The organism is Streptomyces sp. NPDC111606 (assembly GCF_055656945.1).
In genome coordinates this window covers 180,447-200,157 of sequence record NZ_JBVKBY010000015.1, presented here as the reverse complement: position 1 = coordinate 200,157, position 19,711 = coordinate 180,447, and the positions used below count along the sequence as shown (strand labels likewise).

Here is a 19,711-nt window from a genome sequence, read left to right as displayed (position 1 = left end):
GCCGAGCAGGCCCTGCCACTCACTTCTGCTGGGAAGGTGGGGATCAGCCCTCGACCGTGATGCCCATGGAACGGGCGGTGCCGGCGATGATCTTCGCGGCGGCGTCCAGGTCGTTGGCGTTGAGGTCGGGCATCTTGGTGGTGGCGATCTCGCGGACCTGCGCCTCGGTGATCTTGGCGACCTTGGTCTTGTGCGGCTCGCCGGAGCCCTTCTCAACACCCGCGGCCTTGAGGATCATCTTGGCGGCCGGCGGAGTCTTGGTGATGAAGGTGAAGGAACGGTCCTCGTAGACCGTGATCTCCACCGGGATGACCCAACCGCGCTGCGACTCGGTCGCGGCGTTGTAGGCCTTGCAGAACTCCATGATGTTGACGCCGTGCTGACCCAGCGCGGGGCCGACCGGCGGAGCCGGGTTGGCCGCGCCGGCCTGGATCTGGAGCTTGATGAGCCCCGTGACCTTCTTCTTCTTGGGAGGCATGTGCTCTCTCTCCGGGTCTTAGTGAGAGTGTTCAGCCATCCAATCCGGATCATCCGGATGGAGGCATACCGCACAACGATAACGGGTATCCATGCGCGGCCAAAAACCGAGCAGGTCAGAGCAGCTACGAGAGCCGATCTGACCTGCTCGGAAGCGGTGTGTCCAGAAGGGACCGAAGCGGCCCGGAAGGGGCTAGTTCTTCTGGATCTGGTCGAAGCTGAGCTCGACCGGGGTCTCGCGGCCGAAGATCTCGACGAGGCCCTTGACCTTCTTCGAGTCGGCGTTGATCTCGTTGATCGTGGCCTGCAGCGTGGCGAACGGGCCGTCGGTGACGGTGACCGAGTCGCCGACCTCGAAGTCCAGCACCTGGACCTCGACCTTGCGCTGCGGAGCGGGCTTGCCCTCGGCCTCGGCGGCCTCGCGGGCGGCCTTCTCCTCGGCCTCCGGGGCGAGCATCTTGACGATCTCGTCCAGGGTCAGCGGGTACGGGTCGTAGGCGTTGCCCACGAAGCCGGTGACGCCGGGGGTGTTGCGGACGACACCCCAGGACTCGTTGGTGAGGTCCATGCGGACCAGGACGTAACCCGGGAGCTTGTTCTGCTTGATCGTCTTGCGGTCGCCGTTCTTGATCTGGACGACCTCTTCCTGCGGCACCTCGGCCTGGAAGATGTAGTCCTCGACGTTCAGCGAGACGGCGCGCTGCTCCAGGTTGGTCTTCACGCGGTTCTCGTAGCCGGCGTAGGTGTGGATCACGTACCACTCGCCGGGCAGCGTGCGGAGCTCCTCGCGCAAGGCGGCGACGGGGTCGACGGGCTCGGCCTCCTCCTCGGGGGCCTCTTCCTCGTCCTCGACGTGCAGCGCGGCTTCCTCGGCGGGCTCGCCCGCCTCGGCATCGGCAGCCTCGACCTCGTCCAGGTCCTCGTCCGCGCCCTCGACGATGTCGAGCTCGTCTTCCACGGACTCGTCCGGCTCGACGGCGTCGTTCAGGTTCTGGTCAGACACGGTGGCTGCTTCTTCCTGGATACATAGGGGTGGAACATGCGAAAGGGGCGCCGGTAACCACGGCGCCCTTCGCTCTTGGCTCAGCCGAAGACGTACTTGGCTGCGTTGTCGAGCCCATAGTCAATCACGGTCACGAGACCGATCATGATGACGACGAAGATGATCACCACTGTGGTGTACGTCGTCAGCTGGTTACGCGTCGGCCAGACAACCTTGCGGAGTTCCGCGACAATCTGGCGGTAGAAGAGCGCGAGTCGCTTCAGCGGGCCCTTCTTGGCGCGCTTGCCACCCTTACGGGTCTTCTTGGACTCAGGCGCCTCGTCCTGGGCATCAGGCATGTCGATGGAGCCCACGGCGTCCGTCACTCGTCCTCACCTGATTCCGGGTCGTGGCCGTGCCGCGCCCGGTCTGAGCCGCACGGCGGTGCATTGCTGTACGTACATGCGCACACATCCTGGCGAAGGTGTGTGTAGCAGGGCCGGAGGGACTTGAACCCCCAACCGCTGGTTTTGGAGACCAGTGCTCTACCAATTGAGCTACGACCCTTTGTGTCTGTCCACCAACGTACCGCATCCGGACGGGTGCTCGGTGTACACCCTGCGACTGCGGACCGCTGAAGGCCAACGAGGTGAGAGTGTACGTGGTCCTGGGCGCGCCGTCGAACAGAAAGTGCCCGTGGGGGGCTTGGTCGGCGAAAGATCGGCCGAAGATCACCGGCCGCCGAACACAAGATCCGCTGGCCGAGGCCGCGATCCGCACGATTGTTCAACTGATGTTCAGTCCGTGAAACCCCCGTGCCGGGCGCGTTTCCTGTCTGAAACGATGGGCCCATGAGCCCTGCAACCCCTCCGACCGAGCGCCGGGTCTCCACCCGAGTCGGCGCGATCTCCGAGTCCGCCACCCTCGCCGTGGACGCCAAGGCCAAGGCCCTCAAGGCCGCCGGGCGTCCGGTGATCGGCTTCGGCGCCGGTGAGCCCGACTTCCCGACCCCGGACTACATCGTCGAGGCCGCCATCGAGGCCTGCAAGAACCCGAAGTACCACCGCTACACCCCCGCCGGCGGTCTGCCCGAGCTGAAGGCCGCGATCGCCGCGAAGACGCTGCGCGACTCCGGCTACGAGCCCGACGTGTCGCAGATCCTGGTCACCAACGGCGGCAAGCAGGCCATCTACGAGGCCTTCGCCGCGATCCTCGACCCGGGCGACGAGGTCATCGTCCCGGCCCCGTACTGGACGACGTACCCGGAGTCGATCCGTCTCGCGGGCGGCGTCCCGGTCGACGTCGTCGCCGACGAGACGACCGGCTACCGCGTCTCCGTGGAGCAGCTTGAGGCGGCCCGTACGGAGAAGACGAAGGTCGTCCTCTTCGTGTCGCCGTCCAACCCGACGGGCGCGGTCTACAGCGAGGCCGAGACCGAGGCCATCGGCCGCTGGGCCGTCGAGCACGGCCTGTGGGTGCTGACGGACGAGATCTACGAGCACCTGGTCTACGGCGACACGGTGTCCGTGTCGCTGCCCGCGGTCCTGCCGGAGCTGCGCGACAAGTGCATCGTGGTCAACGGTGTCGCCAAGACGTACGCCATGACGGGCTGGCGGGTCGGCTGGATCATCGGCCCGAAGGACGTGGTGAAGGCCGCGACCAACCTGCAGTCGCACGCCACGTCGAACGTCTCGAACGTCGCCCAGGTCGCTGCGCTGGCCGCGGTGTCCGGTGACCTGGACGCGGTCGCGAAGATGCGGGAGGCCTTCGACCGCCGCCGCAAGACGATCGTGCGGATGCTCAACGAGATCGACGGCGTGCTCTGCCCGGAGCCCGAGGGCGCCTTCTACGCGTACCCGTCGGTCAAGGCCCTGCTCGGCAAGGAGATCCGCGGCAAGCGTCCGCAGGACACGGTCGAGCTGGCCGCGCTGATCCTGGAGGAGGCGGAGGTCGCGGTGGTGCCGGGCGAGGCCTTCGGCACGCCGGGTTATCTGCGCCTGTCGTACGCGCTCGGGGACGAGGACCTCGTCGAGGGCGTGAGCCGCATCCAGAAGCTGCTGGCGGAGGCCACGGACTGACGTCCGCCTTCCGTTCTCATGGGTCACCTCCGGTTTTCCGGAGGTGACCCATTTTTCGTGGGTGACCCATTTGTTTGTGCGAGCAAGACCACTAACGGGGAAACCGCTACCGGGACGGCGTACACGTACGGCAGGATCCTGGAATGGAGCGTGTACGTGATGTCTCTGAACTGCCGAAAGCCCATCTGCACCTGCACTTCACCGGCTCAATGCGGCCGGCGACCCTGCTGGAACTGGCCGACAAGTACGGTGTGCGCCTGCCCGAGGCGCTGACCGACGCACTGACCCGTGGGGAGTCGCCGAAACTACGGGCGACGGACGAGCGGGGCTGGTTCCGCTTCCAGCGCCTGTACGACGCCGCCCGCTCGTGCCTGCGGCAGCCGGAGGACATCCAGCGGCTGGTCAGAGAGGCCGCGGAGGAGGACGTCAAGGACGGTTCCGGCTGGCTCGAGATCCAGGTCGACCCGACGTCGTACGCGCCCCGGCTGGGCGGTCTGATTCCGACGCTGGAGATCATCCTGGACGCGGTGGAGGCGGCCGAGCGGGACACGGGGATCGGGATGCGCGTCCTGGTCGCCGCGAACCGGATGAAGCACCCCCTGGACGCCCGCACGCTGGCGCGGCTAGCGGTGCGGTACGCCGACCGGGGCGTGGTCGGCTTCGGGTTGTCGAACGACGAGCGCCGGGGCATGGCGCGGGACTTCGACCGTGCCTTCCACATCGCCCGTGAGGGCGGCCTGCTGTCGGCCCCGCACGGCGGCGAGCTGACCGGCCCGTCCTCGGTCCGTGACTGCCTGGACGACCTGGACGCGAACCGGATCGGCCACGGGGTGCGCGCCGCCGAGGACCCGCGGCTGCTGAAGCGCCTCGCCGACAGGGGCGTGACGTGCGAGGTCTGCCCCGCGTCGAACGTCGCCCTCGGCGTCTACGAGAAGCCGGAGGACATCCCGCTGCGGACGCTGTACGAGGCCGGGGTTCCGATGGCCCTGGGCGCCGACGACCCCCTGCTCTTCGGCTCGCGTCTGGCCGCCCAGTACGACATCGCCCGCCGGCACCACGCCTTCACGGACGAGGAACTGGCGGAACTGGCGCGGCAGTCGGTGCGGGGGTCGGCGGCACCGGACGAGGTGAAGGCGAAGCTGTTGGCCGGGGTGGACGACTGGCTCGCCTAGGGCGCTCGTCCATGGCCGGTATCAGTCGGCGATACCGGCCAGCAGCGTGCGGGTCAGCCGGGTGGCGAACTCGTCCACCGGCGGCCGTACGGCCTCCTTCGTCGCGTCATAGGCGAACGCCCGCTGTGCGCAGGCTCCCATCAGCAGCGATGCCGCCGCGAACGTGTCCGTGTCGGTGCTGACCCGGCCCAGTTCCTGTTCGGCCCGCAGGTAGGTGTCGAGTTCCTGGATCGGCACGTGCGGGCCCGACCCCATCTGCCGGATGGCGTCGTCGTGCCGCCGCTTGAGCTCGGTCTGCGCGTACAGCGACGCGGCGATCGGGAAGCTCTGTTCGTAGAACAGAGCCGCCTGGCGGGCGATCTCGGTGAGGTTCTCCTCGAGGGAGCGCCGGCCCGGCTCGGCGGCGAGGCTGCTGAGCAGGGGGCGCAGTGGGGGCAGGCGCTCGGTGAGCACCCGGATGAACAGCTCTTCCTTGCTGTCGAAGTGCTTGTAGAGCGCCGCCTCGGAACATCCGGCCGCCCGCGCGATCTCCTTCGTCGTCGCCCGAGCCAGCCCGACCGTGAGCATCAGCTCGTGGGCGGCGTCGAGAAGCCGGACCCGGGTCGGCTTGTTCTCCATGGCTTGTCCAATCGCCCTTGACGGGTGGGTGAGTACTTACTCACTCTAGAGGTGTGCAGGGGTGAGTGAATACTCACCCACCGATCGGGGCGACCCTGCCCTGCAATCCAACGACCTGTCTCATGCGTACGGGAGCTCTCATGAAACTCACCGTTTTCGGCGCCACCGGCGGTATCGGCAAGGAGATCGTCCGCCAGGCCCTGGACGCCGGTCACGAGGTCACGGCCGTCGTACGGGACCCCGCGCGTCTCCCCCTCACCGGTGACCGTCTGGAGGTGTTCCGAGCAGATCTCACCGACCCCGGTGCGCTGCGGCCCGCCGTCGCCGGACGGAACGCCGTGCTGTCCGGCCTCGGGGCCCGCGGGCGCAAGGATGCGGGCGTCGCGGCACGGCTGACCCGGACGGTGCTTGCGGCCCTGGAGGCCGAGGAGGTGCGGCGGCTGCTCGTGGTCAGCGCCGCGCCGGTCGGACCCGCGCCGGAGGGGGACGGGGTCCTGGACCGTGCCGTTCTCGGCGTCGTGTCGGCGGTCCTCAAGGACATATACGCCGACCTGCGGGAGATGGAGGCCGAGGTGGCCGGCAGCGGCACGGACTGGACCGTCGTACGGCCCCCGCGTCTGCAGGACAAGCCGCTCACCGGCACGTACCGGACGGTGGTTGGCGGGTTCCCGGGCAAGGGGCGCTTCATCGGGCGGGCGGATGTGGCGCACGCGATGCTGGGGATGGTGGGGGATCCGGCAACGGTGAAGCAGGGGGTGGGGGTGGCCTACTGAGGGCCCCGGCTACGGGAGCATCCGGGGGCTAGAGGCTGACTCCGACCGTCACCGGCTCGTTGACCAGCGTGATGCCGAAGGCCTCGCACACTCCGGCCACGACCTCGCGGGCGAGCGCGAGGAGGTCCTCGGTGGTCGCTGCGCCGCGGTTGGTGAGGGCGAGGGTGTGCTTGGTGGAGATGCGGGCGGGGCCGGTGCCGTAGCCCTTGGTGAAGCCGGCCTTGTCGATGAGCCAGGCCGCGGACGTCTTGGTGTGCCCCTCCCCCGCCGGGTACGCGGGCGGCTCCACGTCGGCGCCGAGGTGCTCGCGCACGCGCGCGTGGAAGGCCGTGAACTGCTCGTCGGTGAGGATCGGGTTGGTGAAGAAGGAGCCGGCCGACCAGGTGTCGTGGTCCTCGGCGTCCAGGACCATGCCCTTCCCGGTACGCAGCTTCAGCACGGTCTCGCGGGCGGCGGCGAGAGGTACGCGGTCGCCGGGCTCGACGCCGAGGACGCGGGCGGTCTCGGCGTACTTGATGGGGGCGGAGAGGCCTTCGGCGTTCTCCAGCTGGAAGCGGACGCGCAGCACGACGTAACGGTCGGGGTCGGCCTTGAAGCGGCTGTGGCGGTAGGAGAAGGCGCAGTCGGCGTTCGGGATGACGACGGTCCGGCCTGCCTGCCGGTCGTACGCGATCACCTCGGTGATCGTCGAGGAGACCTCCTGGCCGTACGCACCGACGTTCTGGATCGGCGTGGCGCCTGCGGAGCCGGGGATTCCGGCGAGGCACTCGATGCCGGCGAGACCGGCTTCCACGGTGCCGGCGACGGCGTCGGTCCAGACCTCGCCGGCGGCCAGCTCGAGCGTGGTGCCGTCCAGCTCGAAGCCCTTCGTGGCGATGACGAGCGCGGTGCCGTCGAAGCCCTTGTCCCCGATGACCAGGTTCGATCCACCGCCGATGATCAACAGCGGAGTGCCGTCCGCGTCGGCCTCGCGCACGACGTCGATCACTTCGGCGTCGGTGGTGGCGGTGACCAGCCGGGTGGCGGGGCCGCCCAGGCGGAAGGTGGTGAGGGGGGCGAGGGGGGCGTCGTGGAGTTCCTGCACGGGCTCAAGAGTACGAGACGGTGGGGGCGGGGATGCCTGCGGCGGCCTGTTGCGGTGGGGTGGGGGTGCGCGTGGCGCCTGCGGGGGTGTGGTGGGTCGGGGCCGTGCCGGGGGGTGTCCGTCCTCCGACCGGCGGTGGGGGTTGGGCAGGGTGGGTGCCGTTTCTTGACGCCGGTCACTGCGGGCGAACACCCCCCGGCACGTCCCCTTGCCGCCGTGGGCGGGTGCGGCGCCAACGGGGGTACGCCATCACGGCCACTGTGCGACGCCGGTCCAGGTATTTCAGCCCGTCCGGCGTTTGAGGACGAGGCCGTTCAGGCCGATGGGGGTCGAGGGGGCGAAGCCCCTGGGGACGGGACGGGTAGGGGCGGCGGGGGCGAGAACTGCTGCTGGCTACGCCCCCGCCGTGGTCAGCCGGCGACCGCTTCCAGCGTCGGCGCCTGCTCCGCCGCCCGCACATCCCCGTCGCCCCGACTCCGCCCCCGCCCCGGGATCAGCAGCGCAGCCACCCCCGCGAGAGCCACCACCGCCGCACCGGTGACCAGCGCAGGCCGTAGCCCGTCGACGAAGGTCTGGCCGGTCTCGTACCCGCCCTGTGCGGAGAAGATCGACGCCATGACGGCGATGCCGAGCGCGCCGCCGACCTCGCGCAGGGCGTTGTTCGCGCCGGAAGCGATGCCCTGCTCCGAGACGCGAACGCTGGACATGACCAGGTGGGCGGCCGGGGCGAAGAACAGGGCCATGCCGATGCCGCTGATGATCAGGCCGGGCAGCTGGGCGGCGTAGGAGACGTCGACGGTGACCACGTACGCCATGTAGGCGAGGCCGGCGGCCTGGAGGAACAGCCCGGTGGCCACGACGGGCCGGCCACCGATGCGGTCGGCGAGGATGCCGGCGATCGGCGCGACGAGCATCGGCATGCCGGTCCACGGCAGCATCCGCAGCCCAGCCTCCGTCGGCGAGTAGCCGAGCACGATCTGCATGTACTGGCTGAGCAGGAAGATCGACCCGAACATGCCGAGGAACATCAGCATGCTCGCGGCATTGATCCCGGAGAACGCGCGGGAGCGGAACAGCCGCATCGGCAGCATCGGGTTCTTGGCGCGCGTGCTGTAGAGGACGAACCCGACCAGCAGGGCGCCTCCGGCGAACAGACCGGTCAGGACCAGGCCTCCGGTCCAGCCGTCGGCGGGGCCGCGCACCAGGCCGTACACGATCCCGAAGAGACCGCCGCTGGCGAGCAGGGTGCCGGGGATGTCGAGCCGGGCGCCGACGCCGTACGACTCGGCAAGGCGCAGCCGGGCGAGCGGCAGCAGGGCGAGGCCCAGCGGAACGTTCAGCCAGAAGATCCACTGCCAGGAGATGTGCTCGGTGAGGCTGCCGCCGATCAGCGGCCCGGACGCGATCGCGAGCCCGTTGACGGCACCCCAGATGCCGTACGCCATCCCGCGCTTGGCCACGGGCACGGCCGCCGTCAGCAGGGTCAGCGTCAGCGGCATCATGATCGCCGCACCGGCGCCCTGCACCGCGCGGGCGGCGATCAGGGAGTCGATGCCGGGCGCGAGGGCCGCGGCGGCGGACGCGACCGTGAAGATCGAGATGCCGACGAGGAAGAGCCGGCGACGACCGAAGCGGTCGCCGAGCGCCGCCCCGAACATCAGCAGGACGGCGAAGGTGAGTGTGTATGCACTCACCGTCCACTCCAGGTCGTGCAGCCCTCCGCCCAGGTCCTCGCGGATGGAGGGCAGTGCGGTGGTGACGACGAGGTTGTCGAGCGCCGCCATGAACCCGGCGACGCTGGTGATGATCAGGGCCCAGGCGGCCCCGCCACGGCGCGCGGACCGCGCGTTCTGTTCGGTCTGGTGTGACATCGCTCCCCCAGAGGTGATGCGTTCCGGTTCCTGCGTCGGACTGCTTGAGTAGTTATTAGTCACTAACTTTCGGGATCATGAAGAATCCAGGTGAGCCACCTCACCCTTCTTCTACGCGTGCTGCTCCCCGGCCCGCTTCGGCAGTTCCATCCCCGCCCAGACTCGGTGGTCGGGAGGGAAGCCCATGGTGACGAGGCAGTTGATGAGCATCCCGTACGCCATGAAGGTCGTCGTCTCATGGACGTCCGCCCCCAGCGGCAGATGGACGGTGTCCCACAGCCGCATCCAGCCGGCGCGTACGGCCTCGCCGAACTCGTGGTCGCCCTCCTGCTCGGCGGCCGCGACGGCGAGGTACATCTGCATCTGCATCATCAGCCGCTCGGGCTGGTCGGAGACGACCTTCCGGTACGCGGCACCCATGGCGCGCTGGGCCTCTTCACCCTCCAGCCCGTCGGAGGCCTCCGCGAACATCCGGATGGTGTCCTCCACACAGCGTTCGGCCGCCGCGAGGAAGATCGCCTTCTTGCCCGGGAAGAGCCGGAAGAGATACGGCTGCGAGACGCCGACCCGCTTGGCGATCGCCTCGGTCGACGTGCCGTAGTACCCACCGCGGGCGAACTCGGTCATCGCCGCGCGGACGACGCTCTCACGCCGTTCTTCTGCGCTCATCCTGGCCATGGAACCTAAGTTAGTACTCAATCACTAACTAGGCAAGCGGGGATGGCCGGAGAATGCGTAAGGGGCGCCCCACCAGGGAGGACGCCCCTTGCATCACGGCACGCGCGTACCGTTCACGCCAGCTGTACGACCGCCCGGGACATCCCGAGCACCTTCTGCTCGGCGCTCTTCACGGTCAGGTCCACGCGGACCTTGTTGTCGTCGAGCTTGACCGCGACCTTGCCGCTGACCTCGATCGTGGCGCCCTGGTCGTCGTTCGGCACGACGACGGGCTTGGTGAAGCGGACGCCGTACTCGACGACGGCGCCGGGGTCGCCGGTCCAGTCGGTCACGACGCGGATCGCCTCGGCCATCGTGAACATGCCGTGCGCGATGACGTCCGGCAGCCCGACCTCCTTGGCGAACTTCTCGTTCCAGTGGATCGGGTTGAAGTCACCCGAGGCGCCCGCGTACTGGACGAGCGTGGCGCGGGTCACGGGGAAGCTCTGGGGCGGCAGTTCGGTGCCGACCTCGACATCGCCGTACGCGATCTTCGCCGTCATGGGTCTCAGCCCTCCCCTTCTTCGGCGTCCGCGCCGCGAGCCACGAGTTTGGTCCAGGCGGTCACGACGTGCTCCCCCGCCTCGTCGTGGACCTCGCCACGGATGTCCAGGATCTCGTTGCCCGCCATGGACTTGATGGCTTCGATGGTCGACGTGACGGCCAGCCGGTCACCGGCGCGCACCGGGCGCGCGTAGGAGAACTTCTGGTCGCCGTGCACGACGCGGCTGTAGTCCAGGCCCAGCTGCGGGTCCTTGAGGACCTGGCCGGCGGCCTTGAAGGTGATCGAGAACACGAAGGTCGGCGGGGCGATCACATCGGGGTGGCCGAGCGCCTTGGCGGCATCCGGGTCCGTGTACGCCGGATTGGCGTCCCCCACTGCCTCCGCGAACTCACGGATCTTCTCCCGGCCCACCTCGTAGGGCTCGGTGGGCGGGTAACTCCGCCCCACGAAGGACTGGTCGAGCGCCATGGCTCGGCACCTCCTGCTGTCTGCTGCCGTTGACCTGCTGGTTCACCGGGATCGGTCGAACCGACCGGTAACCGGGGCGGAAACGACGCGAGGCCGCCCCCACGATCGGGGGCGGCCTCGCGTACGAGCCTGATTTATCGCGTCTCGCGGTGCGCGGTGTGCGCATTGCAACGCGGGCAGTGCTTCTTCATCTCAAGACGGTCCGGGTTGTTACGCCGGTTCTTCTTGGTGATGTAGTTCCGCTCCTTGCACTCCACGCAGGCCAGCGTGATCTTCGGGCGGACGTCGGTGGCAGCCACGTGAGTGCTCCTTGACGAACGGATGGGATGGTTTAACGCATAGAAGAGTAGCCGATCGAAGGACCGACCCCGCAATCGGCTACTGTCAGTAGCGGTGACCGGACTTGAACCGGTGACACAGCGATTATGAGCCGCTTGCTCTACCGACTGAGCTACACCGCTGTGATGCGATCGGTTCCCGTCTCGCGACGGAAACCTCACACACCAGAGCCCCAATACGGAATCGAACCGTAGACCTTCTCCTTACCATGGAGACGCTCTACCGACTGAGCTATTGGGGCGAGCGATGAAGACATTACACGCTCAGCGGCCGTTCACCCAAATCCGTTTCGCGGCACCTGCCGGGGGCCGAACGGAGCACCGCGCAGGCGTCTCACGGGCCACTGCGGCACCGCGTGGGACGGCTCCGTTCGGCCGACCACACCGGTACGACTATTGCGCTCCTGCGCGCCCGAGCCGTATCGCCACCCTAGGCTCGACTCACTCTGCGTGATCTTGCGGGCCCGGCGCACCCCCCGGCACCGTGCCCGCGGCCCGATGCGCAGCCCGAGCCTCTGGAGCGCGATGCCCGACAGTCATCCCCAGCCGCCGCACTCGTCGTCCTCGTCGGGCTCGTCCGGACCGGCCGACCCGGGTGCTCTGCTGCTGTGCGGGGCGCGGCTCACCGACGGCCGGACGGTGGACGTACGGCTGGGCGGCGGACGCATCGAGGCGGTCGGCACGGCGGGGAGCCTGGCGGGGGACGGCACGCACGCGTGCGGCGCGCGTGTGGACCTCGGCGGCTACCTGCTTCTGCCGGCCCCGGCCGAACCGCACGCCCACGGCGACACCGCACTCTCGGCCGACGAGGGCGGACCCGTCTCGTACGAGCCCCAGGACGTCCAGCGCCGCGCCACCGAGGCCGCCCTGCTCCAACTCGGGCACGGGGCGACCGCGCTGCGGGCACATGTGCGCGTGGGCGACGTCCAAGGGCTGGGCGCGCTGGAGGCGGTCCTGCAGGCACGGCGTTCCCTGCGCGGGCTCACCGAGTTGACGACGGTGGCGATGCCACGGCTGCTGACCGGAGTGGCCGGAGCCGAGGGGCTCGCCATGCTGCGGGACGCGCTGAAGATGGGCGCGTCCGTGGTCGGCGGCTGCCCCGACCTGGACCCGGATCCGACGGGCTACGTGGAGGCGGTCCTCGAGGTCGCCTCCGAGCACGGCTGCCCCGTCGATCTGCACACCGACGCCACCGACCCGGCACGCCTGGCCCGGCTCGCCGCGATGGCCGGAGGACTGCGCCCCGGCGTGACCCTCGGTCCCTGCGGCGGCCTGGGACGCCTGCCCGCCCAGGTGGCTTCCCGCACCGCGGACCAGCTCGCGGCGGCCGGGGTGACGGTGGTGTGCCTGCCGCAGGGCGGCTGCGGGGGCGCCGAACGACGAAGCACGGCGCCCGTACGACTGCTGCGCGCCGCGGGCGTACGCGTCGCCGCGGGGAGCGGCGCCATGAGGGACGTGTCGAACCCCGTGGGACGCGGGGACCCACTCGAGGCCGCCTACCTGCTGTCCTCACGTCACGGGCTGCGCCCCGAGGACGCCTACGACGCCGTGAGTGCGTCGGCGCGTGCGGCGCTGGGTCTGCCCGAGGTGCGGGTGGAGGCGGGCTTCCCTGCCGAGTTGCTGGCGCTGCGCGGGGACCGGCTGGCGGGGGCGCTGTCCCTGGCGTACAGCCGCATCGTGGTGCACCGGGGGCGCGTGGTGGCGCGGACGAGCGCGGTGCGGGAGTACTGCAACTCCGCCGTGGCCGCGGAGTTGGGGCTGCCGCGGCAGGGGCGGGGCGAGGTGTCGTGAGGGATGTAGGTGCACGCCCAGGAGTGCGCGGGCAGCTCGTGCACCGGACGCCCGCGGGTGAGGCGTGCGCCCGGCGTGGGGATGTGAGCCGTGTGCCCGTGGTGACGTGAGGCGTGGCTGAAGTCGTGCGGCGAACGGGGCTGTCCGGGCGTACGGTCGAAGACATGCGCATTGTCATCGCTGGTGGTCATGGTCAGATCGCGCTGCGGCTGGAGCGCCTGCTCGCCGCGCGTGGGAACGAGGTCGCGGGGATCATCCGCAAGGCCGAACAGGGCGACGATCTGCGGGAGGCCGGCGCCGAACCCGTCGTGCTGGACCTGGAGTCGGCCTCGGTCGAGGAGGTCGCGGCACACCTACGAGGCGCGGACGCGGCCGTGTTCGCCGCCGGCGCGGGGCCGGGCAGCGGGACGGGCCGCAAGGACACGGTGGACAAGGGTGCGGCGGTGCTGTTCGCTGACGCGGCGGTCCAGGCGGGCGTACGGCGCTTCGTGGTCGTGTCGTCCATGGGCGCGGACCCGGGGCACCAGGGCGACGAGATCTTCGACGTCTACCTGCGCGCCAAGGGCGCGGCCGACGAGTACGTCCGCGGTCTGGACGCCCTGGACTGGACGATCCTGCGCCCCGGCGCGCTGACGAACGACGCCGGAACCGGCCTGGTCCGCCTAGAGGCCCACACCGGCCGCGGGCCGATCCCGCGCGACGACGTGGCCGCCGCACTCGCGGAGTTGCTCGACACCCCGGCCACGGCCGGCCTGACCCTCGAACTCATCAGCGGCTCGGCCCCGGTGTCGGTGGCGGTGAAGTCGGTGGCGGGGAACTGAAGATGGGCCCGGAGGGGGCGGAAGTTCTGGCTCCCTCCGGGCACCCGGCACGTCATGGACGGAGCCCGGCTGCGAGGCTGCGAGGCTGCGAGGCTGCGAGGCTGCGAGGCTGCGAGGCGGTACGCGCGTATTGGGCGCGGCAGTTCAGTTCGCGGCGGCGCATCCTCTCGTGAGGCTGGATCGCGTACGGCGAGGTCGCGCACGGCTCCAGCGCGTACAGCTGATTCACGCATGGTTGGTGCGCCTACGGCAGGATCGGCTGCGCCCGGATGAGGGCGGCGAGTCGGTTGGTACGGGTACGCAGACGGGCGTCCAGCATCCGCTGGCGAAGCGACGCTTGGGGCCGGTGCGGCGGGGCCGTGCGGGGCTCGGAGCAGGGCGCGGCGGGGCCGTGTGGGGGTCTAAGCAGGGCGCGCCAGCACCGTCGATGAGATCTGGGGCCATCGACGGGGCGCTCAGAACAGCGGAAGCTGGCCGGGGAAATCGGGCACGACATACCCGTCCAATGCAGGCTGCGCGGCACCGAGTTGCGTCGGCCGCCGTGATCCGGGGCACGACACGAGTTCCCCGTGCTCCCGCGCACCGGGTGGATCATGCCGCGCGAACCGACCGGCGACGACAGCGATCTCACGGCGACACTCGGGGCAGCTTCTGCGGGGCGTGGCCATGGGGTCAGTGTGCCCCGGCCGTGACAGCGGGCCCAGTTCACCTTCCAGGACCTGCGGCTTTCCGTGTACTGCCCCCTGCGGGGGGGGACGCCTGGGGGAAGCAGAGTGAGGGCGAGGGGCTGCGCAGACATCCATAGAGGGCGGCCGACCACCGCTTCAGGAGTTCGATCAGCGCTCGACTCTGCCGTGGAGTCGAGTGGTGGTGCCAGCCGTAACAGCCCGTGCAGGCATGCTGCCGTCCGGCACTGTTGATGTCACTCGTGGATGTCAGCCTGGGCTTAGCGCTTGCTTCACGTCGCTGTTGGCTCATCGCGGTCCGCACCCGTCCCTGGGCGGCCAGCCACAGGCCCGCGTTACCCGGGTAAGGTGGCAACCTTCGGCCGGCGGAAGCCGTACGGAGTCCTCGAAGGCCGGGCACATCATGCATCTCGCCGACCATCCGGCGCGCCACCGCCTCAGCGCCGCCCTGGGCAACCTCGCCGTCACTTTCCGCGGCATGACCGCGCATCCGGACGAGAGCAACTGCGAATGCCACTGGGGCAGTGCGGAGGAGCTCTCCCTTCTGAAGACACCGGACGTGGAGCTGGAGCCGGATCTCCTGCGCCGGACGTGGCAGGCCATCGACTGGACCGATCACGCGGCCGTGCTGCGCCGCATCCTGCCGCAGTTCGCCCCGGTCCTGGTCGCCGGTCGCGCGGAACCCCTGTTCGGCCTGGAAGAGGCCGGGTATTCCTTCGCCCGCGGCAGCTGGCAGCAGTGGCCCGACAATCGCGCCGGTTCGGTACGCGAGTTTCTGCATGCCTGGTGGGAGGACAGCCTCACCGATCCGGATGCGGTCGTCCCGGCGCATCAGGTCTTCGTGATGTGTGCCGAGGCGTCCGGATCGGTAGGCCCCTGGCTTGACGAATGGGAGAAGCAGGCCGGGTACCTCAGCGACCAACGTCTCGCCGAGGCGGTGGCGGAATGGGAGGGCGCGCTCCTGGCCGACAGCCTGCCGTGGAGCGTCGGCTGGTACGAGCACGACGAGGAGGAGATGCGCGCCGAACTGGTCGCCTGGCTCCTCGGCCACGCTGCGGTGCGGCTCCGCGAGTCGGGCGCATCGGAGGATCTGCAGCACCGGATACGACTGCTCGGACTCGCCGGCGAGGACCGCTGGACGGATCCGCACTGGAACGGCTACCGCTACTGACGACGAGCGGGCGCGGCGGATCCCGTGACTGCACGTCCCGTTCCGGCGCGACCTCGGGGCCGGACCGCGTACCCAACGGCGTGTGCGGATGCGTACTTGGCTGTGAAGCAGCCGGATCGACGCGCTGCACTTCGGGAGTGGAACGAGCCCGAGTGACACCCCCGGGGGCAGGCTTCGGCGTAGTCGCATGGTGTCCGATTTGCGGCAAAGCGGGTCGACTTCGGCAAGATCGAAAATCTTCGCATCGCGCCATGCCGCAGGAGGGGGTGACGCCATCCCGCCATGATGCGATCCGCTGGCCCGCCCTCCGACACAGCCTTTGCTTAACCTATCGAAATTCGATAGATTCCCATCGTAGCTCGATGGAGGGATGGGGCATGGGAAAGCTGACAGTGCGCGCGCTGCGCGCCGTGCTCGTGGTGGTGCTCACCGGCACCGTGTTCGTACAGGCATTGATGGTGTGGGCGTTGGTCAGCGGGAGTGACCCGGAGGACGGGTCGCTCCCGCTGACCCCGCTGCGCGTGATCACGATCCTGGGCATCGGGACGGCCCAGGTCGCCCTGGTCTGTGTATGGCGACTGGTCACGATGGTGCGACGCGGAACCGTGTTCTCTCACGCCGCCTTCCGGTACGTGGACGTCATCATCGGCGCGATCGTTGCGGCTGCCCTCGTGTGGTTCGCAGTCACGGCCCTCAATGCGCCCGGCCAGCGGGACGACCCGGGCGTCACCCTCATCATGGGCGGGATCGGCCTGGCCATCCTGGGAGTCGCGCTCATCGTGCTCGTGCTGCGGATGCTGCTCGCCCAGGCCGTCGCCCGCGACGTCGAAGCGGCGCAAATGCAGGCCGAGTTGGACGAGGTGATCTGATGCCGATCGCTGTCGACATCGACGTGATGCTGGCCAAGCGGAAGATGTCCGTGGGCGAACTCGCAGACCGCGTAGGGATCACGCCCGCCAATCTGGCGGTACTCAAGAACGGCCGTGCCAAGGCAGTGCGGTTCGCGACACTCGCCGCGCTCTGCCAGGTGCTCAACTGCCAGCCAGGCGACCTGCTGCGCTGGGAGGCCGAGGACACCGCGGGCGAATGAACCGTGCCGGCCGACGCGTCATCGCCGATCCCGCTTGCCTTTGACCAACTCCGCGAGATTCCGATCACGAAACGGAGGTCACGCGACTACGCCGAAGCCCTGCCCCCCGGGGGACACCTGGGGGGCACGCACTGATCAACAGTGGGATACGGGCGATACGAGGTGAGACACGTCCACGCCCCGTCCAGGGCAAGTCGAACGAAGGCGATGAACGAAAGACCCCCTCTGATCAGGCTGTTTCCCTGATCAGAGGGGGTCTCCCTCAGCGTGGCGGCGCCAGGATTCGAACCTGGGAAGGCTGAGCCGGCAGATTTACAGTCTGCTCCCTTTGGCCGCTCGGGCACACCGCCGGGGTTTGCTGCCTTTCGAACCGCTTTTCGGCGGTGCTCGCTGGCAACGACGTAAACAATACCCGATGCGGAGGGGTGCTTCGCCACCCGATTGATCGCCTCCCGGGGGACACGGGGTGGCTAGGCTTGTCCGGATGCGGTCCCGGGTTGCCCCGGGCTCGGCGGCCACCCCCACGCCCGCCGATACGCACCCCATACGCACCTCGATACAAGGAGCCACAGGACATGGCCGACTCCAGTTTCGACATCGTCTCGAAGGTCGAGCGGCAGGAGGTCGACAACGCCCTCAACCAGGCCGCCAAGGAGATCTCACAGCGCTACGACTTCAAGGGCGTGGGTGCCTCGATCTCGTGGTCCGGTGAAAAGATCCTGCTGGAGGCGAACTCCGAGGACCGGGTGAAGGCCGTCCTCGACGTCTTCCAGTCCAAGCTGATCAAGCGCGGGATCTCGCTGAAGTCCCTGGACGCGGGCGAGCCCCAGCTCTCGGGCAAGGAGTACAAGATCTTCGCGTCGATCGAGGAGGGCATCTCCCAGGAGAACGCGAAGAAGGTCGCGAAGATCATTCGCGACGAGGGTCCGAAGGGCATCAAGGCCCAAGTGCAGGGCGACGAGCTGCGAGTCAGCTCCAAGAGCCGGGACGACCTGCAGGCCGTGATCGCCCTGCTGAAGGGCAAGGACTTCGACTTCGCGCTGCAGTTCGTGAACTACCGGTGAGCAACTGATCCGATGCCGACATCAGCTCGGCTTCGGCACCGGCTTCGGCTACGGCTACGGCTACGGCTACGGCTGGGACCTCGACGCCGTACGAGGAAGGGTGGGCACCTCAGGTGCCCACCCTTCTCGCCTGCTGGCCGCGGTCCGGGGTGTGCTCGCCTCGCTCAGTTGCGAGAGTGGCCGAACAGGATGCGGTAGGCGACCAAGAGCACCAGGGAACCGCCGATCGCGGAGGCCCAGGTTGCGCCGTCGTAGAAGTCCTTGCTGATCGGGTGGTCCAGCCAGCGGGATGAGATCCAGCCACCGATGAACGCGCCGGCGACACCGATGAGCGTCGTGCCGATGAAGCCGCCCGGGTCACGGCCCGGCAGCAGAACCTTGGCGATGGCCCCGGCCAACAGCCCCAGAATGATCCAGCTGATGATCGTCATGCCGTGAACCTGCCCTTCCGCGCTGTGCCTGCACTTTCCGGGCACTGTGATTTCGGGCGCGCTTGTTCGTGCTCTGTTGATGAGCAGGACGTCACGGTGGCGCCCCTCGGTTGCAAGCGATCAGTAGGGTTCGGGCCATGACACGGTCCGACCCACCGTCCCCCGAGCTGCGGCGCACCCTTGGTGTCGGCGACGCTGTGGTCATCGGACTCGGCTCGATGGTCGGGGCCGGGATCTTCGCCGCCCTCGCGCCGGCGGCACGCGCGGCCGGGTCCGGACTACTGCTCGGGCTTGCGGTCGCGGCCGTGGTCGCCTACTGCAACGCCACGTCGTCGGCGCGACTGGCCGCCCTGTATCCGGCCTCGGGCGGCACGTATGTGTACGGGCGCGAGCGGCTCGGGGAGTTCTGGGGATACCTCGCGGGCTGGTCGTTCGTGGTCGGTAAGACGGCCTCCTGTGCAGCGATGGCGCTCACCGTGGGCGCGTACGTCTGGCCGGGCCAGGCGCATGCGGTGGCGGTCGCGGCCGTGGTGGCGCTGACCGCGGTGAACTACGGCGGTGTCCAGAAGTCCGCCTGGCTGACGCGGGCAATCGTGGCAGTGGTCCTGGCTGTCCTCGCTTGTGTGGTGGTCGTGTGTCTGGGGTCCGGGCAGTCCGACGCCGGTCGCCTGGCCATCGGGGCCTCAGGCGGCGTGGGCGGAGTGCTGGAGGCGGCGGGACTGCTGTTCTTCGCGTTCGCCGGGTACGCGCGGATCGCGACACTCGGCGAGGAGGTGCGGGACCCTGCGCGCACGATCCCCCGGGCGATTCCGCTGGCTCTGGGCATCGCTCTGGCGGTGTACGTGTGTGTGTCGGTGGCTGTCCTTTCCGTGCTGGGGTCGGAGGCTCTCGGGCAGGCCGGCGCGCCGCTGGCCGATGCGGTGCGGGCAGCCGGGGTGCCGGGGCTGGTGCCTGTGGTGCGGGTGGGCGCGGCCGTCGCCGCGCTGGGCTCGCTGCTGGCTCTCATCCTGGGTGTCTCGCGGACGACGCTGGCCATGGCCCGCGACCGGCATCTGCCCGGCGTCCTGGCCGCCGTGCATCCGCGCTTCCAGGTGCCGCACCGTGCCGAACTGGCCGCGGGCGCGGTGGTCGCGGTCCTGGCCGCCACGGTGGACGTGCGAGGCGCGATCGGGTTCTCCTCCTTCGGCGTGCTGGCGTATTACGCGGTGGCCAATGCCTCGGCCTGGACTCTCGATTCGGCGGCGGCTTCGCGAGTCGTGCCGGTGGTGGGGCTCGTCGGGTGCGTGATCCTGGCGTTCTCGCTTCCGTGGGTCTCGGTAGGTGTCGGTACGGGTGTGCTGGCGGTGGGTGTGGTCGCGTACGGGGGACGGCGGTGGGGGGCACGGCGGTGGGGTGGCCAGGGGCGGTAGGCCGACGGTCGCGCGTGTCGCTGGTTGGGGGCGGGACTTGCGGGGCCGGCGTGTGGGCGAGGGGCTAGCGAACCGCGTGGCGTGACCGGTCTCTAGGAGGCGGGGGCGCTGACCGAACAGCGGCCGCAGGAGGCCGCCGGGTCGCCAGGTCGCCTTAGCCTGCCG

22 protein-coding genes and 4 tRNA genes are annotated in these 19,711 nt (G+C 69.4%); 10 read left to right on the top strand and 16 right to left on the bottom strand.

What is annotated here, in order from left to right; all coding sequences use genetic code 11:
* Window positions 1-43: 43 nt before the first annotated feature.
* The 4 genes from rplK to ACZ7M7_RS40085 all read right to left on the bottom strand — a co-directional run bounded on the left by rplK (window position 44) and on the right by ACZ7M7_RS40085 (window position 2,026).
* Window positions 44-478, bottom strand: a complete 435-nt coding sequence (gene rplK / locus ACZ7M7_RS40100) for a 50S ribosomal protein L11 (protein WP_028805116.1) — start codon at window positions 476-478, stop codon at window positions 44-46.
* A gap of 192 nt (window positions 479-670) precedes the next feature.
* The gene (gene nusG, locus ACZ7M7_RS40095) at window positions 671-1,480 is read right to left on the bottom strand and encodes a transcription termination/antitermination protein NusG (protein ID WP_369272840.1); all 810 of its coding nucleotides are present in this window, start codon (window positions 1,478-1,480) and stop codon (window positions 671-673) included.
* 80 nt (window positions 1,481-1,560) lie between these two features.
* Entirely contained in the window at window positions 1,561-1,845 is a 285-nt protein-coding gene (gene secE, locus ACZ7M7_RS40090; RefSeq protein WP_234761724.1) for a preprotein translocase subunit SecE, read from the bottom strand.
* 108 nt (window positions 1,846-1,953) lie between these two features.
* Window positions 1,954-2,026: transfer RNA gene (locus ACZ7M7_RS40085), tRNA-Trp, on the bottom strand.
* A 284-nt stretch (window positions 2,027-2,310) separates the two neighbouring features.
* Between ACZ7M7_RS40085 and ACZ7M7_RS40080 the strand changes: the two genes are divergently transcribed.
* Window positions 2,311-3,537, top strand: a complete 1,227-nt coding sequence (locus tag ACZ7M7_RS40080; RefSeq protein ID WP_383615504.1) for a pyridoxal phosphate-dependent aminotransferase — start codon at window positions 2,311-2,313, stop codon at window positions 3,535-3,537.
* Window positions 3,538-3,680: 143 nt separating this feature from the next.
* Window positions 3,681-4,709 (top strand): adenosine deaminase, encoded by a 1,029-nt coding sequence (locus tag ACZ7M7_RS40075; protein ID WP_383615507.1) that lies wholly within the window; start codon window positions 3,681-3,683, stop codon window positions 4,707-4,709.
* 21 nt (window positions 4,710-4,730) lie between these two features.
* Here the strand turns inward: ACZ7M7_RS40075 and ACZ7M7_RS40070 are convergent, their stop codons facing one another.
* Window positions 4,731-5,327 carry a TetR/AcrR family transcriptional regulator gene (locus ACZ7M7_RS40070; protein ID WP_427840389.1) on the bottom strand — a complete coding sequence of 199 codons (597 nt, stop codon included), beginning with the start codon at window positions 5,325-5,327 and terminating at the stop codon, window positions 4,731-4,733.
* A 140-nt stretch (window positions 5,328-5,467) separates the two neighbouring features.
* On the opposite strand from ACZ7M7_RS40070, the gene ACZ7M7_RS40065 reads away from it, so the two are divergent.
* Entirely contained in the window at window positions 5,468-6,100 is a 633-nt protein-coding gene (locus tag ACZ7M7_RS40065; protein ID WP_383615513.1) for an NAD(P)-dependent oxidoreductase, read from the top strand.
* Between the two features lie 28 nt (window positions 6,101-6,128).
* Here ACZ7M7_RS40065 and ACZ7M7_RS40060 read toward each other — a convergent pair whose 3' ends face one another.
* The 8 genes from ACZ7M7_RS40060 to ACZ7M7_RS40025 form a co-directional block, all read right to left on the bottom strand.
* Window positions 6,129-7,184 (bottom strand): UDP-N-acetylmuramate dehydrogenase, encoded by a 1,056-nt coding sequence (locus tag ACZ7M7_RS40060; protein ID WP_472125812.1) that lies wholly within the window; start codon window positions 7,182-7,184, stop codon window positions 6,129-6,131.
* Window positions 7,185-7,594: 410 nt separating this feature from the next.
* Window positions 7,595-9,055 carry an MFS transporter gene (locus tag ACZ7M7_RS40055; RefSeq protein WP_472125808.1) on the bottom strand — a complete coding sequence of 487 codons (1,461 nt, stop codon included), beginning with the start codon at window positions 9,053-9,055 and terminating at the stop codon, window positions 7,595-7,597.
* A 111-nt stretch (window positions 9,056-9,166) separates the two neighbouring features.
* Window positions 9,167-9,733, bottom strand: coding sequence for a TetR/AcrR family transcriptional regulator (locus ACZ7M7_RS40050; RefSeq protein WP_472125805.1), 567 nt, complete (start codon window positions 9,731-9,733; stop codon window positions 9,167-9,169).
* 113 nt (window positions 9,734-9,846) lie between these two features.
* Window positions 9,847-10,275, bottom strand: a complete 429-nt coding sequence (locus tag ACZ7M7_RS40045) for a MaoC family dehydratase (RefSeq protein WP_383610003.1) — start codon at window positions 10,273-10,275, stop codon at window positions 9,847-9,849.
* Between the two features lie 5 nt (window positions 10,276-10,280).
* Window positions 10,281-10,745, bottom strand: coding sequence for an FAS1-like dehydratase domain-containing protein (locus tag ACZ7M7_RS40040; RefSeq protein ID WP_472125802.1), 465 nt, complete (start codon window positions 10,743-10,745; stop codon window positions 10,281-10,283).
* Window positions 10,746-10,879: 134 nt separating this feature from the next.
* The gene (gene rpmG, locus ACZ7M7_RS40035; protein ID WP_003948671.1) at window positions 10,880-11,044 is read right to left on the bottom strand and encodes a 50S ribosomal protein L33; all 165 of its coding nucleotides are present in this window, start codon (window positions 11,042-11,044) and stop codon (window positions 10,880-10,882) included.
* A gap of 89 nt (window positions 11,045-11,133) precedes the next feature.
* Window positions 11,134-11,206: transfer RNA gene (locus tag ACZ7M7_RS40030), tRNA-Met, on the bottom strand.
* Window positions 11,207-11,252: 46 nt separating this feature from the next.
* Window positions 11,253-11,325 (bottom strand) — tRNA-Thr (locus ACZ7M7_RS40025).
* Window positions 11,326-11,608: 283 nt separating this feature from the next.
* On the opposite strand from ACZ7M7_RS40025, the gene ACZ7M7_RS40020 reads away from it, so the two are divergent.
* Both ACZ7M7_RS40020 and ACZ7M7_RS40015 read left to right on the top strand, forming a co-directional pair.
* Window positions 11,609-12,874 (top strand): amidohydrolase family protein, encoded by a 1,266-nt coding sequence (locus tag ACZ7M7_RS40020; RefSeq protein ID WP_472125799.1) that lies wholly within the window; start codon window positions 11,609-11,611, stop codon window positions 12,872-12,874.
* A 164-nt stretch (window positions 12,875-13,038) separates the two neighbouring features.
* Complete coding sequence (locus ACZ7M7_RS40015; protein WP_472125797.1) at window positions 13,039-13,695, top strand: SDR family oxidoreductase; 657 nt, start codon at window positions 13,039-13,041, stop codon at window positions 13,693-13,695.
* A 455-nt stretch (window positions 13,696-14,150) separates the two neighbouring features.
* On the opposite strand, the gene ACZ7M7_RS40010 is transcribed toward ACZ7M7_RS40015, so the two are convergent.
* Window positions 14,151-14,363, bottom strand: a complete 213-nt coding sequence (locus tag ACZ7M7_RS40010; protein WP_383630894.1) for a hypothetical protein — start codon at window positions 14,361-14,363, stop codon at window positions 14,151-14,153.
* 421 nt (window positions 14,364-14,784) lie between these two features.
* On the opposite strand from ACZ7M7_RS40010, the gene ACZ7M7_RS40005 reads away from it, so the two are divergent.
* From ACZ7M7_RS40005 to ACZ7M7_RS39995, 3 genes are all read left to right on the top strand, one after another.
* Window positions 14,785-15,552, top strand: coding sequence for a hypothetical protein (locus ACZ7M7_RS40005; protein WP_472125795.1), 768 nt, complete (start codon window positions 14,785-14,787; stop codon window positions 15,550-15,552).
* A 377-nt stretch (window positions 15,553-15,929) separates the two neighbouring features.
* Window positions 15,930-16,421 (top strand): DUF2975 domain-containing protein, encoded by a 492-nt coding sequence (locus ACZ7M7_RS40000; RefSeq protein ID WP_362079327.1) that lies wholly within the window; start codon window positions 15,930-15,932, stop codon window positions 16,419-16,421.
* Window positions 16,421-16,642 carry a helix-turn-helix domain-containing protein gene (locus ACZ7M7_RS39995; RefSeq protein WP_383610021.1) on the top strand — a complete coding sequence of 74 codons (222 nt, stop codon included), beginning with the start codon at window positions 16,421-16,423 and terminating at the stop codon, window positions 16,640-16,642. Before ACZ7M7_RS40000 ends, ACZ7M7_RS39995 begins: the two co-directional genes overlap by 1 nt.
* A gap of 268 nt (window positions 16,643-16,910) precedes the next feature.
* Here ACZ7M7_RS39995 and ACZ7M7_RS39990 read toward each other — a convergent pair.
* Window positions 16,911-16,992, bottom strand: a tRNA-Tyr gene (locus tag ACZ7M7_RS39990).
* Window positions 16,993-17,217: 225 nt separating this feature from the next.
* Between ACZ7M7_RS39990 and ACZ7M7_RS39985 the strand changes: the two genes are divergently transcribed.
* Entirely contained in the window at window positions 17,218-17,706 is a 489-nt protein-coding gene (locus tag ACZ7M7_RS39985) for a YajQ family cyclic di-GMP-binding protein (protein ID WP_383610024.1), read from the top strand.
* Between the two features lie 164 nt (window positions 17,707-17,870).
* Here the strand turns inward: ACZ7M7_RS39985 and ACZ7M7_RS39980 are convergent, their stop codons facing one another.
* Window positions 17,871-18,137, bottom strand: a complete 267-nt coding sequence (locus tag ACZ7M7_RS39980; protein ID WP_383610026.1) for a GlsB/YeaQ/YmgE family stress response membrane protein — start codon at window positions 18,135-18,137, stop codon at window positions 17,871-17,873.
* Between the two features lie 137 nt (window positions 18,138-18,274).
* On the opposite strand from ACZ7M7_RS39980, the gene ACZ7M7_RS39975 reads away from it, so the two are divergent.
* Window positions 18,275-19,546 (top strand): APC family permease, encoded by a 1,272-nt coding sequence (locus ACZ7M7_RS39975; protein ID WP_472125790.1) that lies wholly within the window; start codon window positions 18,275-18,277, stop codon window positions 19,544-19,546.
* Window positions 19,547-19,711 lie beyond the last annotated feature (165 nt).